Here is an 18,689-nt window from a genome sequence, read left to right as displayed (position 1 = left end):
GCGCATGTAGCCCCTTCCCTGCGCTCGCTCTACATAAGGGTTCTTATCGACTCTTCTATGGTTGTCAACGTAGTAATGGCTGGGGACTGCTGGCATTGAGTGTGCGGTAGATCCGTCGGGCGAGATAGCGTTTCACGCACCGACGGATCTCCTTTTTGGTTCGCCCTTCTGCCTGCCGTTTTGCTACGTATTCGATGGTCTCTGGATCGAACGCCATCCTCGTTAGAGCAACCATGTGAAGGGCTTTATTCAGGGTCCTGTCGCCGCCGCGGTTGAGCCTATGACGGACGGTATTTCCAGATGAAGCGGGAATGGGGTTGACCCCGGCCAGGGAGGCGAAAGCCGCCTCGGAACGTACCCGCCCCTGATGAGACCAAGCGGTAAGGCATATGGCTGCCGTGACTGGTCCGAAGCCGGATTCCTGCAGCAGCGGCGCGGCTTCGCTTACCTCGACCAGTTCGGTGATCCGGGAGCCGTTTGCCTTGATCTCAGCGTCAAGGTCGCCGATGCGCTTGGCCAGCCTGACGGCTTCAGAGCGGGCCACCGACACCGCAAGAGGTTCTTCACGGACCCGCCACCGGGACACCTCCAGTATCTGGCTTCCGGTCAACGAGCTGCGCGCATCCAAACCCAAATCATTGATCCGGCGCAGTGCGGTCAACGCGTTCACGGTCCTGGTCCGGTCGGTTGTCATCGAATGACGCGCCCTGACCAGGACCCGCAACGCTGCCCGGACCCCTTCGTTCAACCGTGGCCGGCGCAACTTGTCCTCTTCCAAGGAAAGTACGGCAGAAGCGATCCGGTGCGCGTCCAACGGATCCGACTTACCAACCCCACGACGCGGCAGGGCGTCCATGCGCGTGGCTTCGGCGACCTGGTAGCCGGCAGCTGCGACTGCACCAGCCAACACGGCACCATAAGAAGCCGCGCCCTCAATCACCCACAGAGTGGCCAGATCGGCCTCGGTGCGACGGGCAACCCAAGCAATGGCGCGACTGATACCGGCCCCCGTCGCCGGGAAATCCCGGTTTTCGATCCGTTCGCCGCTTACCGCGGCGATGATGGCGAAGACGTGCTTCCGGGCGTGGGTATCGACGCCGACGACAAACGGGCGGGAATGCGCAACGATAGTCATGGCGGTTCTGGCACCTTCCTCGATTCGCGGATATGGTCAGGGGCCGTACACGGCCGGTACCAGTCCGGGTAGAGGTCACTTCGGAACAACACTGTGACGAGCCACGCCCCAAGGGGCGGGCAACCTTCTGATCAAGTTACCGAGGTGGGCCGGGTGGTACCGGCCGCCCACCCAACAGACGGACAAGTCGATAACAGGACACCCTTGGACGGGGCCAAGCGTTTAATGAGTCACGACCGCCGGGTGGAACGGCCTGCACCTACTCTGCCAGCCAATCCCAGACCAGCCACCCCAATCCTCACAGGCATTTAACCCACGGGAGTAGAAGTAGCTGCGAGAGCTCCCGCGTTGTGCTAAGTCAGACCAGAAATCGACGCGAACACGAACGTCGGAGATTGGACCGCAGCCGCCCGGCGACACACCCGTTTCCTATCCATTTAGGGACGCGGGCGGAATCCCATGCTCTCGCTGATTTTCAGGCCTGCCTGTTTAAGCTCGTCAATTAACTCAGGATGTTTTTCAGGTTTGAACCTGAAGGACGGGCCCGAAATGCTTACGGCCCCGATGACGGTTCCGTGGTGGCCGCGGACAGGAACGGCAATGCCATCGAGTTCGTCCTCTAGTTCTCCATGCACCGTCGCGTAGCCAGCTTTCGCCACTACGGCCAGTTGCGACTCCAGTTCCTGCCGTGAGGTGATGGTCTGGTTTGTCACCGCAGGCATACCTAATTCTTTGAGCATGCGGTCGCGCTCTGCGGCTGACAGTGAGGCCAAAAATACTTTTCCACTAGAAGTGGCGTGAATAGGCGTCAGGAGGCCCATCCAGTTCTTGGTTCCCAACGTTGATGGCCCGAACGCCTCATCGATGTTGACCACGTGGTTGGAGCTCAAAACCGCCAAGTTGACGGTTTCCCCGAACTTGGAGGCGAGGGCCTCGAGGACAGGGCGCGCTTCCGCGGCCAGGTCAAGCCGCATCGGTATCGAATTGGCCAGATGCAGAATGCCAAGCCCAAGCTGGTATTTCCCCCTCCCGCTGCTCTGGGCCATTCCTTGTGCTTCCAGCGCTCGGAGAAGCCGGGAAATCGTTGATTTGTGGACTCCCATTTCCTCGGCGACTTCTGTGACGCCGGCGCTGCCGCTACGTGCCAGGATTTTAAGGACCGTGATGGCGCGATCGACGGATTGAAGGCTTCCCCCTGGAAGGTCCCCATTGGGATTCGTGTCAACGTCACGCACTGGAGTGGCCATGACTTCATACTCTCACTCATACCCATGGTTAATGGCCGCGAGAAATGGCCGACCAGGAGCACGTTCCGCTGGAAGTGCGACTTGCGCCAGTGACTGCCCACCGCTTCGCTGAAGGGCGGGCACAGGGCCTCTCAAGAAACACTGTCCCATCTTCCACAAAACTCTTGACCTCCGCCGTGATCCGGGTAACACTAGAACTCGTAAGTTGCGGACAGCGCAACTATGTACACATAGCGAACGTAAACGTTGCCGAATTCGCTGTGTTGACAGCCGCTGGATGGGTTCTTCCCGTGGCGACGACAAGGAGAAGGAAGATGCGGGACATCGCCGCCGTTTTACCTGATAGTCCCCGTCACACGGCTATCCCGGATGGCCGCTCCTTGCACGCTGTTGCTGCCGGCTTGTTTGGGGGCAACGCCAGATCGGCCCCCCACTTCGCAATGGAGCGAAAGACGACAACGAACAAATGCTCAACCCTGTCCCTCCCCGAGCGATGCAGCTCACCCTGCTGAACGGGGCCCAGTGATGAAAGGCCTGATCGAAAGTAAGTCCATGGTGTGCATGCCTTTGCCCGCTGAACCCCAGATGCAAGAGGCGCACCCGACAACTATTTTTGAGGATCATTTCCATGAGTTTCACTGCTGTTGATGATGCACCTGTCAGAGGTTTCCACCGCAAACTCACTGCCGCATGTTCAGGCGGCCCATTACTTGACGGCTACCTGCTCGCCATCGTTGGAATCGCGTTGCCTGGAATCACCGGGCACATGCATCTGGATACGGGCGTCGAAGCAACAATCGGCGTTGCCTCGCTGATCGGCATGTTTTTCGGTGGCCTGATTTGCGGCCCGCTCACGGACCGCATTGGCCGCAAGCCCATGTACACCCTCGACCTGCTCGTGCTCGTTGTCGCCTCGGCCCTCTCGGTAGTCGCCACCGAAGCCTGGCAACTGATCGCACTGCGATTCATCATCGGCGCCGCCATCGCCGCCGACTACCCCATTGCAACGGCGCTGCTTTCTGAATGGCTTCCACGGAAACGGCGGGCCGGAATGTTCAGCGCTGTCATCATCATCTGGTACATCGGCGCTTCGCTGGCCTACCTCGTGGGCTACCTGATCAACGAATTCATGGGCAGCGACGGCTGGCGCTGGATGTTGGGCAGCGGCGCCATTCTGGCACTCATCGTTTTCCTGCTCCGCATAGGAACCCCAGAATCGCCCCGGTGGCTGGTCGGCGCCGGACGGGTGGACGAGGCCCGCCGGGTGATCGAAAACTCCCTCCATGTCCGCGTAACCGCCGAAGAACTGACCGGCAGCCTGCCCCTGACCGTGGAATCCCGGGGGAACATCGCCGACCTCTTCCGCGGAATCTACCTGCGCCGCATGCTGTTCATCATCATCTTCTTCACCTGCGCCATCATCCCCCTGTTCGCACTGCTCACCTTCGGCCCGCAACTGCTGGGCTCCCTGGGATTGGGGGCAGGAAACCTCGCCAACCTCGGAACCGCGATCATCAACCTCGTATTCGCACTCGGGTGCCTGCCCGCGATGAAGCTCCTGGAAACCATCGGCCGGCGCAAGACCATCATCTGGTCCTTCGGACTCATGGTGCTCCCACTGATCGCGCTCGGCCTATGGACCAACGCACCCGCCCCCCTCATTGTCGCCTTCTTCTGCCTCTACGCCCTCTTCTCCGGCGGACCCAGCATCCTCGAATGGGCCTACCCCAACGAACTGTTCCCGACCAGGATCCGTGCCGCAGCCGTCGGCGTCGCGGTCGCTCTGACACGGTTCGGCGCAGCAGTCGGCACCTTCCTCGTCCCGGTATCACTGGTCACCCTCGGAACCTCAGCAACCATGTTCATCGGGGCCGGCATCACCTTCATCGGTCTCCTTGCCTGCCTCGCCTGGGCCGAAGAAACCCGCAGTCGCTCCCTAGAAGAGACTGGCGCCATCGAGCTTGTGCCCTCCACACCCACCACGGCCTCCAAAGTCGGCTCTGAACTCTGAGCCGCCGACACCCCTGATCAACAAACACTGCAGACCTACGACAGGAGCAAAAGCCCCATGAGTGAAATCCGCGAAATACTTCCCATCCCGGCGCGGAAAAGCCAGCCAGTCACTGCGGCGATGGGCATCCATCAGCAGGATGCACCCTTCAGCCCAGTGGCCCCGCTGCGGGCGCCGGATGGGGCCCCGAACGTCGTCGTCGTCCTCATCGATGACATGGGCTTCGGCGCCTCGAGCGCCTTCGGCGGCCCCTGCGAAATGCCGACAGCGGAAAAACTGTCCGATGAAGGGCTCCGCTACAGCCGCTTCCACGTCACAGCACTCTGCTCACCCACCCGGCAGGCCCTGATGACGGGAAGGAACCACCACTCGGTGGGCATGGGCGTGACGACCGAGATGAGCACCTCCGCCCCGGGATACACCGGATTCCGCCCGGCCAGCGCCGCCACCATCGCCCAGACCCTGGGCCTGAACGGGTACAGCACCGCGGCGTTCGGCAAATGGCACCAGACCCCGCCCCGCGAGGTCAGCCCCTCCGGGCCCTTTGACCGCTGGCCTGTCGGGGAGGGATTCGACAAGTTCTACGGGTTCATGGGCGCCGAAATGAACCACTGGTACCCCCAGCTCTTCGACGGCACAACCCCCGTAGAGCCTTCGCGGCGGCCGGAAGACGGGTACCACCTCTCGGAAGACCTCGTCGACCAGGCAATCAACTGGGTCCAGACCCAGAAGACCCTCACGCCCGAGAAGCCGTTCTTCAGCTACATAGCTTTCGGCGCCACCCACGGCCCCTTCCACGTCGCTCCCGAGTGGAAAGACAAGTACCGCGGCCGCTTCAATCATGGCTGGGACGCCCAGCGCGAAGCGACGCTGGCCCGGCAGAAGGAACTGGGCATCGTCCCCGACTCCGCCGAACTCAGCCCCTGGGCCGACGTCGTCCCGCACTGGGACGAGCTCAGCGACACCGAGCACCGGGTGGCAGCCTCCTTCATGGAAACCTATGCCGGGTTCGCCGAACACACAGACGTCCAGGTCGGGCGCTTCGTTGCCGCCCTGGACGAGATCGGGGAGCTCGACAACACCCTCTTCATCTACATCCTCGGGGACAACGGTGCTTCCGGTGAGGGCGGCATCGAGGGCACGATGCGCGAGCACCTTGTGGGGCACGGCTTCAAGGACAGCACCGAAACCATGGCCCAGGAGCTCGATGCCCTCGGCAACGCGACCACCTACGCCATCTACCCTGTGGGGTGGGCGTTGGCCATGAACACGCCCTACCAGTGGACCAAGCAGGTCGCCTCCCACCTGGGGGGCACCCGCGATGGCATGATCATGCGCTGGGGCAACGGCATCCGGCAGGGCGGCGGCGTGCGGCACCAGTACCACCACGTCATCGACATTGCCCCGACCATTTTCGAAGCGGCAGGCATCCCCCACCCGGTCACGGTCAACGGCGTGACCCAGCAGCCCATCGAAGGCACTAGCATGGTCTACACCTTCAACGCTCCCGAAGCCGAAGACCGCAGGCGCACCCAGTACTTCGAAATGTGCGGCAACCGCAGCATTTATCACGAGGGCTGGACTGCGGTGACACGCCACGGCACACCGTGGGAAATGGTCCCGGAAGGGCTGCCCTCCTTCGACGAGGATGTCTGGGAGCTTTACGACATCAGGAGCGACTGGAGCCAGGCCCGCAACCTCGCCGGCAAGTACCCGGAAAAGCTGCGGGAACTGCAGCAGTTGTTCCTGATCGAAGCCAGCAAGTACAACGTGTTCCCCCTCGATGACCGGGTCACGGAGCGGGAAAACCCCGAAGTTGCAGGACGCATTGACCTGCTCGCCGGCCGGACGACGGTGACCTACCGTGCCGGCATGGGCCGCTTCACCGAAGAGACTACCCTGAACGTGAAGAACAGGTCGCACAGTGTCACCGCCCGGGTCGATGTTCCCGAGCAAGGCGCCGACGGGGTGCTGATAGCCCAGGGCGGGCGCTTCGGCGGCTGGTCCCTGTACGTGGCGGAGGGGCGTCTCAGCTACGCCCACAACTGCTACGGGCGGGACCTTTACATCGTCCGCTCCGACGAACCCCTCGTCCCTGGCCCCCAGGAACTCACCATGGAATTCCACTACGACGGCGGCGGCATCGGCCAAGGCGCAGAAATCCGTCTCGCGGCCGACGGCAAAGTCGTCGGCAAGGGCCGCGTCGACCAAACCACCGCCTACTACTTCTCCTTCGACGAGACGCTCAATGTCGGCGTCGACCGCGGCACCCCGGTCACCGACGACTACCTTCCGGTGGACAACGCGTTCACCGGCACCCTCCACACAGTGCGCATCGACCTGCACGACGACGACCACAACCATCACCTCACGGCCGCCGACCGTCAGCGCATGGCACTGGCCCACCAGTAACCAAAGACCGGACACATTAAACCCATTCCCCGACGGGCAGCGGGCCCGGACCTGACCAGCTCTCGTCCGGGCCCGACAAACCCGTCGGGCAGCAGATCGCGGCCAACAGTGCCCGCTCTCCGCGTGGAAACGAACTTTTTAATTAGGAAGGACACCATGTCTGGAACGTACCTTGGCGAACAGTCAGCACAGTCCGAGGCTGAGTTATTAGCGTCCACGGGAACCCCAGCCGGCGCGGAAACCTTGTTCATCGCGGGCCGATGGGTCGCCCCGCAGGCAGGGCGAACCCGCACGATTACCTGCCCCGCAGACGGGTCCATGGCTGGGGTAGTTGCAGAGGCAGGGGAAGAAGACACCGTCTCCGCGATCCAGGCGGCCAAGGCCGCCCACGACGCGGGCCTATGGTCTTCGGTCCCCGAGCCCGAACGCGGTGACCTCCTCCTCGCCACGGCACGCCGGCTGCGGGAGCGCCGGGAGGAGTTCGCCCGGGCCGAGTCACTGGACACCGGTAAGCGCCTGGTGGAAGCAGAGATCGACATGGACGATGTCGCAGCCTGCTTCACCTACTTCGGGAAACTTGCCGGCCAGCAGGCCGGCCGGGTGGTCGACGCCGGCCATCCCAACGTGGTCAGCAGAATCGTCCACGAACCGGTCGGCGTTTGCGGGCTGATCACGCCGTGGAACTACCCGCTGGTGCAGGCAGCGTGGAAGGTCGCACCCGCACTGGCCGCCGGGAACACCTTCATCCTGAAACCCGCAGAACTCACCCCCCACACAGCGATCCTTCTGATGCAGGTCCTGGACGAAGTAGGCCTCCCGGCTGGAGTGGCCAATCTCGTTCTGGGTCCCGGTGCCGTCGTCGGTGCACCCTTGGCGAGCCACCCGGACGTTGACATGGTCTCGTTCACAGGCGGCCTGGCCACGGGCAAGACGATCGCTGTTCAAGCGGCAGACACTGTCAAGAAAGTAGCCCTCGAGCTCGGAGGGAAGAACCCCAACGTCGTCTTCGCGGACGCCGACTTCGATGCCGCCGTCGACAATGCCCTCAACGCCGCCTTTGTCCATTCGGGACAGGTGTGCTCCGCCGGCGCGCGCCTCATCGTGGAAGAATCCATCGCAGAAGCCTTCGTGAGCGAACTGGTCCGCCGTGCACAGAACATCCGCCTCGGAGGACCCTTCGACCCCGACGCCGACGCCGGACCGCTGATCTCCGCAGCCCACCGCGACAAGGTAACAGCCTACGTGGAAGCCGGCCTGGCCGAAGGCGCGCGCCTGCGCTGCGGCGGGCGATGGGGAACGGATGAACTGGCCAGCGGCTACTATTACCTCCCCACCGTCCTGGACAACGTCCACCGCGGCATGACGGTACTCACCGAAGAGGCCTTCGGCCCCGTCGTCACCGTGGAAACCTTCACCGACGAGGACGAAGCCGCCGCCATGGCCAACGACACTATCTACGGCCTCGCCGGCGCAGTGTGGAGTCAGGACGCCGGGCGATCCCAACGCGTTGCCGCCCGCCTGCGTCACGGCACCATTTGGATCAACGACTTCCACCCCTACCTGCCCCAAGCCGAATGGGGCGGAATGAAACAGTCCGGCATCGGTCGGGAACTTGGACCAACAGGCCTGGCCGAGTACCAGGAAATCAAGCACGTGTACCAAAACCTGCGTCCCGCCGTCACCGGCTGGTTCCCCCGGTAATGGCCGGACATGTCGAACCCCGCGTTCGTGGCACTAAAAGAAAGGACAATTTGTTGAACATGCCGGAAGATCAGAAATTTGACTATGTAGTGGTAGGTGCAGGATCGGCCGGCGCCGTGGTTGCGGCCCGCCTGAGCGAGGACCCCTCGCTCCGGGTAGCCCTTATCGAGGCCGGCCCCCGCGACGAAGGCATCGACGAAGTTCTCACCCTCAACCGGTGGATGGAACTGCTGGAATCCGGATACGACTGGGACTACCCCGTCGAAGAACAGGAGAACGGCAACTCGTTCATGCGCATGGCCCGGGCCAAGGTCCTGGGCGGATGCTCCTCGCACAATTCATGCATCGCGTTCTGGGCCCCGGCAGAGGACATCGATGAATGGGAGTCGAAGTTTGGCGCCGAAGGCTGGAACGCAGAACTGGCTTTCCGGCTCTACCGCAAGATCGAAAACAATGCCGACGGCGGCGAACACCACGGCCACGACGGTCCCGTACGCCTGCGCGACGTTCCGCCCGCCGATCCATGTGGCGTGGCACTGCTCGACGCAGCCGAGGCCGCCGGAATACCACGGGCCAGATTCAACGCAGGAAAGACGGTGACCCAGGGTGCAAATTTCCTCCAGATCAACGCCACCGAGGACGGAAAGCGGGCCTCCTCGTCGGTGTCCTACCTCCACCCCGCCGCAGACCGTGAAAACCTCGTCATCCTGGACTCCACCCACGCAACCCGGCTGGTCTTCGACGATTCAAGGCGCTGCACCGGCGTCGAAGTGGTCAATAGCACCTTCAGTGCCCCCAGGACGATCAGCGCCTCCCGCGAAGTCATCGTTTCCGCCGGAGCCATTGATTCACCAAAGCTGTTGATGCTCTCAGGGATCGGTCCCGCAGAACACCTGGCCAAGGTGGGCGTGGACGTACTCGTTGACGCGCGCGGCGTCGGCGCCAACCTGCAGGACCACCCGGAAGCCGTCATCCAATGGCAGGCCAAAAAACCCATGGTCACCGACTCCACCCAGTGGTGGGAGATCGGAGTGTTCGCCCAAGTGGACGAAGGCCTCGACCGGCCCGACCTCATGATGCACTACGGCACAGTCAACTTCGACATGCACACCTACCGGCAGGGCTACCCCACCGCCGACAACGTCTTCTGCCTCACACCCAACGTCACGCACGCCCGCTCCAGGGGAACAGTGCGGCTCCGCTCCCGGGACTACCGCGACAAGCCGCGGGTCGATCCCCGATACTTCACCGACCCGGAAGGATACGACCTGCGCATCATGACCGCCGGTCTGCGCAAGGCCCGGGACATCGCCTCCCAGCAGCCCCTTGCCGAATGGGCCGGAGAGGAACTCTTCCCCGGAGCGGACGTTCAAACCGACGAGCAGATCCATGACTACATCCGGCGAACCCACAACACCGTCTACCACCCCGCCGGCACCGTCCGCCTGGGCGCAGCCGACGGCGAAAATTCCCCGCTTGATCCGGAACTGCGGGTCAAAGGCGTCACAGGTCTGCGTGTCGCAGACGCCTCAGTGATGCCCGAACTCGTCACGGTGAACCCCAACCTCACTGTTTACATGATCGGGGAACGAGCAGCAGAACTCATCGCCGGGGAGTCCGCGACAACGGTGATGGCCGAAGAAGCCATCCCAGCCAACGTATGACCCGTCGCCCTCTGCAGGTGGCCTGGCCATTCCGGCAAGGCCAACTGCGGGGGCGCCGACCCACCGAAACACTTCCACAACTCGAGAACAGCCAGCCAACCATGAACCTGCCAATCACTGACTCCACACAATATGATCGAGGACCCCTCGCCCCCGGCGCGGTAAAGGGATGCTGTTCGCCCTCACGTAAGCCGCTTGTTCCGGAGGCTGCCAACGACAGCCACGCCCGCAGCATCAGCAGAAACGGGCAGGAAGCCCACCACAGCATTGAAATCCCGGCGGGCACGTTCAGCATGGGGGATGCATTCGGAGAAGGTTACCCAGACGATGGTGAGTCGCCGGTGCATGAGGTGCGGCTGGATGGTTTCTGGATTGACGCGACGGCGGTTACCAACGCCATGTTCGCCGCGTTCATCGAGGCGTCGGGGTACCGGACCGAAGCGGAGCAGTACGGCACGTCCGCCGTGTTTCATCTGCTGGTCCAGTCCCCGAAAAGCCAGATCCTGGGAGCCGCTGCCGGGGTGCCGTGGTGGCTGAACGTCCGAGGCGCGGACTGGGCCCACCCTGCCGGGCCCGACTCGACCTGGCAGGACATCCCGGACCACCCCGTGGTCCACGTCTCCCACAACGACGCCCTCGCCTATTGCATCTGGGCCGGGCGCCGGTTGCCGACCGAGGCCGAGTGGGAGTACGCCGCCCGCGGCGGCCTCCCCGGGATGCGCTATGCCTGGGGCAACGATCTCATCCCCGGCGGGGAACACCGCTGCAACATTTGGCAGGGCACCTTCCCCACGTCCAACAGCCGCGACGACGGCCACCTCGGCACCGCGGCCGTGAAGTCATTCCTGCCCAACGGGTACGGCCTGTACGAAATGGCAGGCAACGTCTGGGAATGGTGCAACGACTGGTTCCTGCCCAAGTACTACCGCAACTCCCCCACCGACAACCCGCAGGGACCCACCATCGGGCGCGGCCGGGTCATGCGCGGCGGCTCATACCTCTGCCACGACTCCTACTGCAACCGCTACCGCGTCGCCGCACGCACCTCCAACACCCCCGAATCCTCCTCTGCCAACCTGGGCTTCCGCACCGTAGCGCTGAAATGAAGCAGGTACAGCCGACAACAACAAGGGAACCCCACGTGGCAGATACAAACCCCCAAGGCCGCGGGCGGGACGGTATCTCCGCCCGGATCCTGGGCGGCGGAACCGACCCCGACCCCCGGTTCACCCTGGCCAACGAACGCACCTTCCTGGCTTGGATCCGCACCTCGCTGGCAATGCTCGCCGGCGGCGTCGCCGCCGAGGCGTTCATGGCCGACTTCTTCGGCCCGGAACTGCGCAAGACCGTCTCCGTGCTGCTGCTCGCCCTGGCGCTTCTCATCGGCGGCGGTTCATTCTTCCGCTGGCTCAACATCGAACGCGCCATGCGCCACAAGACCCCCCTGCCCCTGCCCTGGATCGCACCGCTTCTCGCCGTCGGCGCCGCCCTCGTCGCCGTCATCATGGTCGCCTTCGTCCTCGCCCGGCCGAACTAAGCCGTGGCAGCACCACAGCACCTCCCCGGCCACGGCGACGCCGGGCTGCAACCCGAACGCACCGACCTCGCCTGGGGCCGCACCACCCTCTCCATGCTCGTCGCGGCGGCAATCTTCCTGCGATGGTTGCCGCACCACGGCTGGTTCGTCGGCGCCCTCGTCGCGGCCGCCATCATCACCGCCACCTCGATCAACCTCACCCGACAACGCCGCTTACACCGCGCCATCCACGGAATCAACCAAGAGAGCATGCCCCCGGACGTTACCTCCACCGCCTCCGTCGCCGCCAGCGTCGTCATCCTCGCCCTACTCGGGATCTATACCGTCCTCTTCCTGCCACTAAACCCCTGATGCTAGCCGCGTTCAGGCCGGCCCTTTCTGCCTCGTCGCCAACGGGAAGCGCCCGAATGACCTGCGGCCTGACCTGAACGTGAACGGATGAATGACTACTGCCCAACACATTTCGCTCGCGTAAGCCTTGAGAGATCCTGATGTTGGGCTCTTTAGAGCTGATGAGCGGGTTTTCACGGCCATGCTGGATGGCTGGCGGGCGCGGATGCCCGCCCGCGTGCTCGCGGCCGCTGTCAGAGTGGCGGTTCCGTTGAGGCAGGCGCCCGGGCCTCGACCGAGACCGAGGGTGCCCATTGACGTAGACGTGGCCGTTCAATTGCAGTCAAGCGCCTGCGCCCTTGACCCAGTCGGTTTGCGACGGTGCGCCAACGAGGATTCGTTGGATCGCCGGAGCCACGGTCGCGACCAGTTTCTCCGTGTCCGCGGCGACCAGAACAGGCACACCGATGATCCGCCTGCTGGTGACGATACCGACCAGCATCGATGAGGCGAGTCCGGCCCGGAGAGCCGCATCGTCACCGCTGCGACCGCTTGCGCCGTGCAGCAGCCGGGATTGGATGAAATCGCGCAGTTGTGCCCTGGCGTGGTCATTGACGATCGCACCGCGGAGCATCGCCATCAGCGGTTCCGAATCCAGGGCCGGGCCCTCCCAAGCGGCCAGGTAGGCCCGGACCACCCGTTCGCCAAGATGCTCGTCGGGTCCCTCGAATGCCGTGTTGAACCGTTCGAGGGCCGACGCAGGGACGGACATCACGGCCGCGAAGAGCTCGTCCTTGGAGCGGAAGAACTGCATCACCTGGGACACGTCCACGCCGGCATCCGCAGCGACGCGCCGGATCGTCGTCGCGCCGAAACCGTCACTGGCGAACCGGGCCCGCGCAGCATCGAGCACCGCCTGTCTCGTGCTGCCGGCCCCGGGCCTGCGTCCCCGACGCGCTTTCGGCAGGGATTCTCTCTGCAAGGTCATGATCCAAATCTAGCAATCGGTCTCAAGTTTCTCAACGCGTGTTGAGTTTTTCGTCGGCCTTTCATTACCCGTTTCGAGCAGGAGACCGTCCTGGTCGGCTACCCGAAGGCGCACCTCTGGGTCGAGGCACGAGGCGCTGACGACATGGACCTGTTCGTGCTCGTGCAGAAGCTCGACGCGTACGGGACGCCCCTGCAGGCGTTCACAGTCCCCAACCAGAGCGCCGTGGCACACGACCTCACCGATCATGGAGCGACCATCCTGCGCTATAAGGGCTCCGACGGACGACTCCGTGTCTCCGCCCGCCGCCTCGATGAGACACTCTCGACCGAGGACGTGCCCGCTCACAGCTTCGACCGGGTCGAGAAGCTATCGGCCGGGGAAATCGTCGCCATCGAGATCGACCTTTTCCCGATCGGCCTCGCGTTCCACCCCGGAGAACAACTCCGCTTCGTCATCAGCTCCCGAAACCTCCTCGGCACGCTGATGCCTGCAATCCGCGAGTACACCGGCGCCAACAGCGGAACGCACGTCATCCACACCGGCGGACAGCACGCCTCCTACCTGCAGCTGCCCGTCCAGACGCGGTAACCAGGGCGGCGGCCGGGTGCCGGAAGGCGCAGCGGAGCACTACCGAAACCAGTATCAATCACCGGGAGTAAAGAATGACCATGACTAGCGACCCGCACATGAACGAACCCCTGCACCGGAACAGTGGGTGCGCTTGACGGGCGAGGACGGCGACGGAAGCATCGAAGGGTTCGAACTGGTTTCCGCACGGCGGGCACTGAAGCTGCTGAAGGGAAACCTCGGCCGCGCGCGCCTGCTGGAACTCCTTCAGGACGAGATCGCCGCCGGGAACGACTTCCTCCGTGCCCACGCGGAGCGCTCTGCAGGACGGGAGAGGACCGGCACGACGACACTGCGCGCGCACGGCATCACCGCCGCGCAGTTCACTGGCTGGCTCTCCCAGGCGTTTGCCCATGAAGACGTCCTTCTTGCCGGACATCCGGAGCACTACTCGATCCACTCAGAGGCAGGCGGCAACGTGAACATCGTCGAGACACTCGGCGATCACGTGGGCTCGTTCTACATGCGCGAATGGGATCAGAGCGTCGTCACGGAGCAGGAGCAGGACCAGCCGGTCGCTCCTGCTGAAACCGCAGGCCCTCGTCGGTCCCGTCTCGCACTCGGAGACGGAACCGTCGTCGGCTCCATCTCCAACTCCTTCGATGAGGAGCCCGACGGGTTCACAGCGCGTCTGTCCGTGACCCTGCCGGCCACGTGTGACCCGGACGTGGTCGAGCAGCATCTGCAACACTTCGCAGTCGAGTTCCGAAACTGGATCCTCACCGCCGCCGCGGAGCTCGAAGGTTGCCCCGGGTGAACGAGCACCTACGCAATGAGCGGCCTAGGCACCACCGGACGGGATTACAGTTCCCGCCCCGGCGCGAAGCTCGGCGAAGACCTGGCAGTACGCGGCCAAGAAGTCCGCGAAACCGCACCCGCCGTCGAAGGCTGGCTACGGCGCGCCGGGCTCCTTGCCTAACCCTCTGAAAGGAAACTCCACGACAGATTCAAACCAGACCCGAACCCAGCAATCCATCGGCGAATTCGTCCCCAAACTCGTTGATCTCACCGACGGCAGAAGAACGTCCTGGACCGTCAACGATGGACCACCAGGCGAGCTCCCCTTCGTCCGCGAGGATGCCACCACCATTCACTGGCATCACTGCTATTCGTTTTACGAAGGAACTTAGCCTTCAACACGCCGCACCTCGTGTTCCGGGCAAATTCTCAGCTCAGTGAGGGCGTTGCCCCTAGATTCCTATTTCAAATGTTTCCGCGGTGGTTGCCGAGCTGACAGTGGCAGCACCGCTCCCTTGGATCGAGCAGGGCGCCGTCGGCGGATTACTCATGAGCGGCGGGACGACAGTCGTTGCGATAGGCGACGATCCGGGTGATCGCCTTGCCGTCCCGCCGCAGTCGCTTGGGTATTCCCAACTCGTCAGCTCGGAGGGCGGTCCTGGCCTATGCGAGGGTCAACTCGCCAGACGTCGATTTCATCGTCTTGGTGAATCATGACGCGCCCACCTCCAGCGCTCAAGTGGACCCACATGGTGGTGCCGTCTGCGGTGATTTCGTCAATCCAACCGGCACCCTCCGCTTGGACGCCGCAGCGCAGCTCGACGAATTCATCACGCCACAGGTACTTCCACTGGACTATCCGATAGGGCTTAGTTCGCCGGTCCGGTAGGGGTGGCGCTGCTGCCTGCTTCTTGTCATTCAACTCGCGATTCATCTGTCTTCGGTCCCCCGCTGACTAGACCGCGCTGAGGATGACGGCCGATCCTTGTCCGCCGCCCCCACATATCCCAGCAGCTCCCAGCTGTCCTGGTCCCAGTTCGGCCAACTGCCGCGCCAGCGTGCCGACAATTCGGGCACCTGAAGCCCCGATGGGATGGCCAAGCGCGACGGCGCCGCCACGAGCATTGACGATGTCAGGACTGATACCCAGCTTCTGAACTGACCGGATGGCCACGACTGCGAAGGCTTCATTGATCTCGACGACGGTGAGAGATCCTCAAGGTCTGCGTCCATCCGAGCGAGTGCAGCTGTGATTGCATTGGCCGGCTGGTCGTGCAGACGAACGTCAGGCCCGGCTACGAAAGCATGTGATTCGACGACGGCGAGGGGCTTCAGGTTCAAGCGCTTGGCTGCGGAATCACTGACCAGCACCAGGGCAGCGGCACCGTCCGTTATTTGGGACGAGTTCCCGGCAGTGATGGCGCCTCCCCCGCCAAAGGCCGGGCTACCCTGCACCATAGAGGCCCCCCCTTCATTGCATGCTTCACCGGACAGGTCCTACGGCATAACGACAAGCCGGCGCCTGAACCTTTGTAATTGTCGGCACCTCCCCATCCTTTCAGGATCGCTAGTTGAGACTAGCGAAGCCGGCCGTTTGCCCCTCCGCCTCAGTTCCGAGGAGATGCTCCTATAGACAAGTAACTGTTCATGGGATCTGTCCGGCGAGGTCGCAATTTCCGGTTGGTCCGAGGTGAGAGACGGTTTCGACCTAGACTGCCGTGAACTCTTTTCCTGCCTAGGGGCAATACCGTTTGTGACTACCGATAGCGACTTGATTCGCCGATCCAGCAAGGACCCGCAGGCCTTCGCTGCGCTTTATGACAAGTATTCGCGGGCGGTGTACCGCTACGCGGCTACCCGGGCAGGTGACTCAGTAGCCGAAGACGTCATGTCGCAAACGTTCCTGGTCGCCTACGAAAGCCGGGACGCCTTTGATCACGAGTGGGATGATGCCAGGCCTTGGCTGTTCGGGATCGCGACCAATCTGCTCCGCCGGCACCACCGTACTGAAGCCAGACGGCTAAGAGCCTTCGCGAAAGCTGCAGGCCGAGACAGCTACGAGGATGGCGCCGATCGTGTGGCTGAGCGGCTGGACGCAGCCGCGAAGTCATCCAATCTGGCCGCAGCGATCAGGACGCTTTCGACAGCAGACCGGGAATGCTTGCTGCTCTATGCGTGGGCTGATCTGACCTACGAGGGCATAGCACTGGCAACCGGCGTTCCCGTTGGCACTGTCCGGTCACGGCTTAACAGGGCGCGGCGCATCATTCGAGATGCCGCAGGCCTGCTGAACATAGATGAAGAGGAGATTGAGCATGGACGAGCTATCACTCCTGCGCGAAATGCGTGACAGGACTCCCATAGCCACCGATGCGGCTATCGACAGGGGCCGGACTAAGCTGCTGCAACGTATTGATCCGCAGTCGGTAAAGCTTCAGAAGAACCCGCGTCGCCGCGCGGTGATGAGATGGGGTCTTGCTTCAGCGGCAACGGTGTTGGTCGCTGCCGTCCTGGTCGGCGGTGACGTGTTTGGGCCCGGCCCACTGCGGGGAGCAGCTACAGCACAGGCCGCGGAAGTGCTCAACGCAGCTGCTGAGACAACCATCCAGACAGCAGACCTTGTACCGGGCGCGGGGCAGTACTTGAAGATCCAGAGCACCAATATCTGGGGTAGTGCGGCCGTCGCGGCAGATGGCAGCGAGTATGAGTGGTTGGATACGGAAAAAAGCACCATGTACATCCCCGCCAACCGCGAGGAGGAGTGGGTTTGGGAAAGATCAGGGCGGATCCCCACGACGTTCTTTGATGACAAATCGAAGGAATACGCCTCCAGTATGAAACCGGCCGAGGGGTACGTGCTGCGGGGCAATAACGGAGGCTTCTACGGCACGCCCCCTGAGCAGTCCAGCTTTCCCTCACAAGATGCCCTGGCTGCGTTTCCACGTGACCCAAGCGCCCTCCTGGCTGAAATCCACAGGCAAACAGACGGCAAGGGCCAGTCCAAGGACGGCGAGTCGTTAGTGTTCATCGCTGACCTGCTCCGCACCGGCATGGTCCCTGCCGATCTCCGCGCCGCACTATACAAGGCCGCAGCACTCATTCCAGGGGTGACAGTCACCGACGAGCAAGCCACGCTCGATGGAAGAAAAGGCATCGCCATCGGACGCGTGGAGACAGCTTCCAATCGCCGTCAAGACATCATCATCGACCCCACGACAGGTCTGTTGATCGGCGAACGTGAAGTGCTGACAGAACCCCGGGGGTCTATGCCTGCGGGAACGGCCACGACCTGGACCGCGATCGAAACGACCATTTCGGACACCGCACCCTAACGCTCCCGCACCTCCCCTCAACTGGATGGCGGTAGCGATACGACAGTAACGGGAGAAGAAAGACCGGCACTGTCTGCCGGTCTTCTTCTCCCGTTCTTCACCGTACGCCAAATAGCGCTGTGAAAACGCCGCCATTTATCGCTGACAGTCGCAGGAGAACCCCGCCCACATCGCCCTGCTCCCCCATTGCTGCAATAGACGCAGAAACGGTCGTTATCGACTCACCCCAAACCGGCTCCGATCAGCTGAAAAAGGGGAAGAGATCAGCCGCTCCACCGTTTGCTTGCCAAGAGCGCATTCAGAAACGGTCGTTTTTGATCACCACCCGCTGCTCCAGCACCGATTGCTGCGTGTATCTCGGTGAGGGACGCGAATAAGTTGACGGCAGTCATAGCGCCCAGGTCGTCCCACCCCGCAGGTGAACGACTGGCCGTCCGCCGAAGGACGCAGTTGAAGACCCTGAGACCAGCGGGTCCGGATGCATTGAACCCCGGCCGACCTAGAACCGCCTCACGGACATGTGAACGGTACCGATACCGGCCTGTTTCTGCGGTGCTGCCCGCCGTAGGCTATGGGCATCCATCGCACCCAGGAGGCACCCATGCGCAGGGCAGAACCTATGACCGAAACCGAGCAGGCCCACCGTCTTTCCGAGAATCTCATGACCCATCTGGCCAAGGGCAGGGAATGGGCCACGCCTGGGGTCCAGGCTGCACTGCAAAGAGCGGTGGCCGGGCTGGATACTGGAATTGAAACTGCCTCCCCGCGCCTACAGGCGGTTTTGCGCCGGCTCGCCGACGAGCTTGCAGGCGGCGTGGAGACACTCACTCCGCGGGTCCAGGAACGTTTGCAGCGGGTTGCACCGAAGGCCGCTCCGGTCATGGATCCCGTTCCGGTTGAGGCCCGGCGACCGGCGTCGGGGAAGTTATGGTGGATCGCCGGGCTTGTTGCCATCGTCGCAAGC

At 63.1% G+C, this 18,689-nt stretch carries 18 protein-coding genes and 1 pseudogene; 13 read left to right on the top strand and 6 right to left on the bottom strand.

Translation table 11 applies throughout. The annotated features are described in order from the left end of the window. Positions 1 to 64 precede the first annotated feature (64 nt). Together J7I85_RS22565 and J7I85_RS22560 are read right to left on the bottom strand one after the other, a co-directional pair. The gene (locus J7I85_RS22565) at positions 65 to 1,135 is read right to left on the bottom strand and encodes an IS110 family transposase (RefSeq protein ID WP_214857547.1); all 1,071 of its coding nucleotides are present in this window, start codon (positions 1,133 to 1,135) and stop codon (positions 65 to 67) included. 437 nt (positions 1,136 to 1,572) lie between these two features. Beyond that, on the bottom strand, positions 1,573 to 2,382 hold the full coding sequence (locus tag J7I85_RS22560; RefSeq protein ID WP_214857538.1) for an IclR family transcriptional regulator: 810 nt from the start codon (positions 2,380 to 2,382) through the stop codon (positions 1,573 to 1,575). Positions 2,383 to 3,010: 628 nt separating this feature from the next. Between J7I85_RS22560 and J7I85_RS22555 the strand changes: the two genes are divergently transcribed. The 7 genes from J7I85_RS22555 to J7I85_RS22525 all read left to right on the top strand — a co-directional run bounded on the left by J7I85_RS22555 (position 3,011) and on the right by J7I85_RS22525 (position 12,058). After that, positions 3,011 to 4,393: an MFS transporter gene (locus J7I85_RS22555; protein ID WP_214857536.1), complete on the top strand. Its 1,383-nt coding sequence runs from the start codon at positions 3,011 to 3,013 to the stop codon at positions 4,391 to 4,393. 57 nt (positions 4,394 to 4,450) lie between these two features. Then, positions 4,451 to 6,805 (top strand): arylsulfatase, encoded by a 2,355-nt coding sequence (locus tag J7I85_RS22550; protein ID WP_214857534.1) that lies wholly within the window; start codon positions 4,451 to 4,453, stop codon positions 6,803 to 6,805. 243 nt (positions 6,806 to 7,048) lie between these two features. Next, positions 7,049 to 8,506 carry an aldehyde dehydrogenase family protein gene (locus J7I85_RS22545; protein ID WP_251024723.1) on the top strand — a complete coding sequence of 486 codons (1,458 nt, stop codon included), beginning with the start codon at positions 7,049 to 7,051 and terminating at the stop codon, positions 8,504 to 8,506. Positions 8,507 to 8,565: 59 nt separating this feature from the next. Further along, positions 8,566 to 10,170 carry a GMC family oxidoreductase gene (locus J7I85_RS22540; protein WP_214857524.1) on the top strand — a complete coding sequence of 535 codons (1,605 nt, stop codon included), beginning with the start codon at positions 8,566 to 8,568 and terminating at the stop codon, positions 10,168 to 10,170. 101 nt (positions 10,171 to 10,271) lie between these two features. Next, positions 10,272 to 11,276 (top strand): formylglycine-generating enzyme family protein, encoded by a 1,005-nt coding sequence (locus tag J7I85_RS22535; RefSeq protein ID WP_214857522.1) that lies wholly within the window; start codon positions 10,272 to 10,274, stop codon positions 11,274 to 11,276. Further along, positions 11,273 to 11,707, top strand: a complete 435-nt coding sequence (locus J7I85_RS22530) for a DUF202 domain-containing protein (RefSeq protein ID WP_214857520.1) — start codon at positions 11,273 to 11,275, stop codon at positions 11,705 to 11,707. The genes J7I85_RS22535 and J7I85_RS22530 overlap by 4 nt, the downstream gene beginning before the upstream one ends. Positions 11,708 to 11,710: 3 nt before the next feature. Then, positions 11,711 to 12,058: a DUF202 domain-containing protein gene (locus J7I85_RS22525; protein ID WP_214857517.1), complete on the top strand. Its 348-nt coding sequence runs from the start codon at positions 11,711 to 11,713 to the stop codon at positions 12,056 to 12,058. Between the two features lie 322 nt (positions 12,059 to 12,380). Here J7I85_RS22525 and J7I85_RS22520 read toward each other — a convergent pair whose 3' ends face one another. Continuing rightward, positions 12,381 to 13,025, bottom strand: coding sequence for a TetR family transcriptional regulator (locus tag J7I85_RS22520; protein WP_214857515.1), 645 nt, complete (start codon positions 13,023 to 13,025; stop codon positions 12,381 to 12,383). A gap of 63 nt (positions 13,026 to 13,088) precedes the next feature. On the opposite strand from J7I85_RS22520, the gene J7I85_RS22515 reads away from it, so the two are divergent. The 3 genes from J7I85_RS22515 (at position 13,089) to J7I85_RS22505 (ending at position 14,574) form a co-directional block, all read left to right on the top strand. Beyond that, positions 13,089 to 13,616, top strand: coding sequence for a CocE/NonD family hydrolase C-terminal non-catalytic domain-containing protein (locus J7I85_RS22515; RefSeq protein WP_214857551.1), 528 nt, complete (start codon positions 13,089 to 13,091; stop codon positions 13,614 to 13,616). 133 nt (positions 13,617 to 13,749) lie between these two features. Continuing rightward, on the top strand, positions 13,750 to 14,412 hold the full coding sequence (locus J7I85_RS22510; RefSeq protein ID WP_214857513.1) for a hypothetical protein: 663 nt from the start codon (positions 13,750 to 13,752) through the stop codon (positions 14,410 to 14,412). A 15-nt stretch (positions 14,413 to 14,427) separates the two neighbouring features. Beyond that, the gene (locus J7I85_RS22505) at positions 14,428 to 14,574 is read left to right on the top strand and encodes a hypothetical protein (RefSeq protein ID WP_214857511.1); all 147 of its coding nucleotides are present in this window, start codon (positions 14,428 to 14,430) and stop codon (positions 14,572 to 14,574) included. A gap of 28 nt (positions 14,575 to 14,602) precedes the next feature. On the opposite strand, the gene J7I85_RS22500 is transcribed toward J7I85_RS22505, so the two are convergent. From J7I85_RS22500 to J7I85_RS25345, 3 genes and pseudogenes are all read right to left on the bottom strand, one after another. Further along, positions 14,603 to 14,758 carry a hypothetical protein gene (locus tag J7I85_RS22500; protein WP_214857509.1) on the bottom strand — a complete coding sequence of 52 codons (156 nt, stop codon included), beginning with the start codon at positions 14,756 to 14,758 and terminating at the stop codon, positions 14,603 to 14,605. A gap of 590 nt (positions 14,759 to 15,348) precedes the next feature. Then, positions 15,349 to 15,567, bottom strand: a complete 219-nt coding sequence (locus J7I85_RS25350) for a hypothetical protein (RefSeq protein ID WP_308159620.1) — start codon at positions 15,565 to 15,567, stop codon at positions 15,349 to 15,351. Positions 15,568 to 15,791: 224 nt separating this feature from the next. Then, a pseudogene (locus tag J7I85_RS25345) lies at positions 15,792 to 15,851 on the bottom strand (hypothetical protein); the annotation flags it as partial. A gap of 295 nt (positions 15,852 to 16,146) precedes the next feature. On the opposite strand from J7I85_RS25345, the gene J7I85_RS22490 reads away from it, so the two are divergent. The 3 genes from J7I85_RS22490 to J7I85_RS22480 form a co-directional block, all read left to right on the top strand. Beyond that, a complete protein-coding gene (locus J7I85_RS22490) occupies positions 16,147 to 16,743 on the top strand; it encodes a sigma-70 family RNA polymerase sigma factor (protein ID WP_308159619.1) in 597 nt (198 codons plus the stop codon). After that, positions 16,709 to 17,725: a CU044_5270 family protein gene (locus J7I85_RS22485; RefSeq protein WP_214857500.1), complete on the top strand. Its 1,017-nt coding sequence runs from the start codon at positions 16,709 to 16,711 to the stop codon at positions 17,723 to 17,725. Before J7I85_RS22490 ends, J7I85_RS22485 begins: the two co-directional genes overlap by 35 nt. Positions 17,726 to 18,326: 601 nt before the next feature. After that, the coding region (locus tag J7I85_RS22480; protein ID WP_214857498.1) for a hypothetical protein at positions 18,327 to 18,689 on the top strand (363 nt) is incomplete at its 3' end.

The sequence above is a fragment of the Arthrobacter sp. ISL-65 genome (assembly GCF_018613795.1).
Classification (GTDB): Bacteria; Actinomycetota; Actinomycetes; order Actinomycetales; family Micrococcaceae; genus Arthrobacter.
Note: the sequence above shows the minus strand (reverse complement) of the source record. Positions and strands in the feature narration are given on the sequence as shown.

Bases quoted from the DNA above. Each gene is read 5' to 3' on its own strand.
- J7I85_RS22565 (WP_214857547.1), bottom strand. From the start codon at position 1,135: ATGACTATCGTTGCGCATTCCCGCCCGTTTGTCGTCGGCGTCGATACC.
- J7I85_RS22505 (WP_214857511.1), top strand. From the start codon at position 14,428: ATGAGCGGCCTAGGCACCACCGGACGGGATTACAGTTCCCGCCCCGGC.
- J7I85_RS22530 (WP_214857520.1), top strand. From the start codon at position 11,273: ATGAAGCAGGTACAGCCGACAACAACAAGGGAACCCCACGTGGCAGAT.
- J7I85_RS22520 (WP_214857515.1), bottom strand. From the start codon at position 13,025: ATGACCTTGCAGAGAGAATCCCTGCCGAAAGCGCGTCGGGGACGCAGG.
- J7I85_RS22485 (WP_214857500.1), top strand. From the start codon at position 16,709: ATGGACGAGCTATCACTCCTGCGCGAAATGCGTGACAGGACTCCCATA.
- J7I85_RS22560 (WP_214857538.1), bottom strand. From the start codon at position 2,382: ATGGCCACTCCAGTGCGTGACGTTGACACGAATCCCAATGGGGACCTT.
- J7I85_RS22540 (WP_214857524.1), top strand. From the start codon at position 8,566: ATGCCGGAAGATCAGAAATTTGACTATGTAGTGGTAGGTGCAGGATCG.
- J7I85_RS22555 (WP_214857536.1), top strand. From the start codon at position 3,011: ATGAGTTTCACTGCTGTTGATGATGCACCTGTCAGAGGTTTCCACCGC.
- J7I85_RS22535 (WP_214857522.1), top strand. From the start codon at position 10,272: ATGAACCTGCCAATCACTGACTCCACACAATATGATCGAGGACCCCTC.
- J7I85_RS22550 (WP_214857534.1), top strand. From the start codon at position 4,451: ATGAGTGAAATCCGCGAAATACTTCCCATCCCGGCGCGGAAAAGCCAG.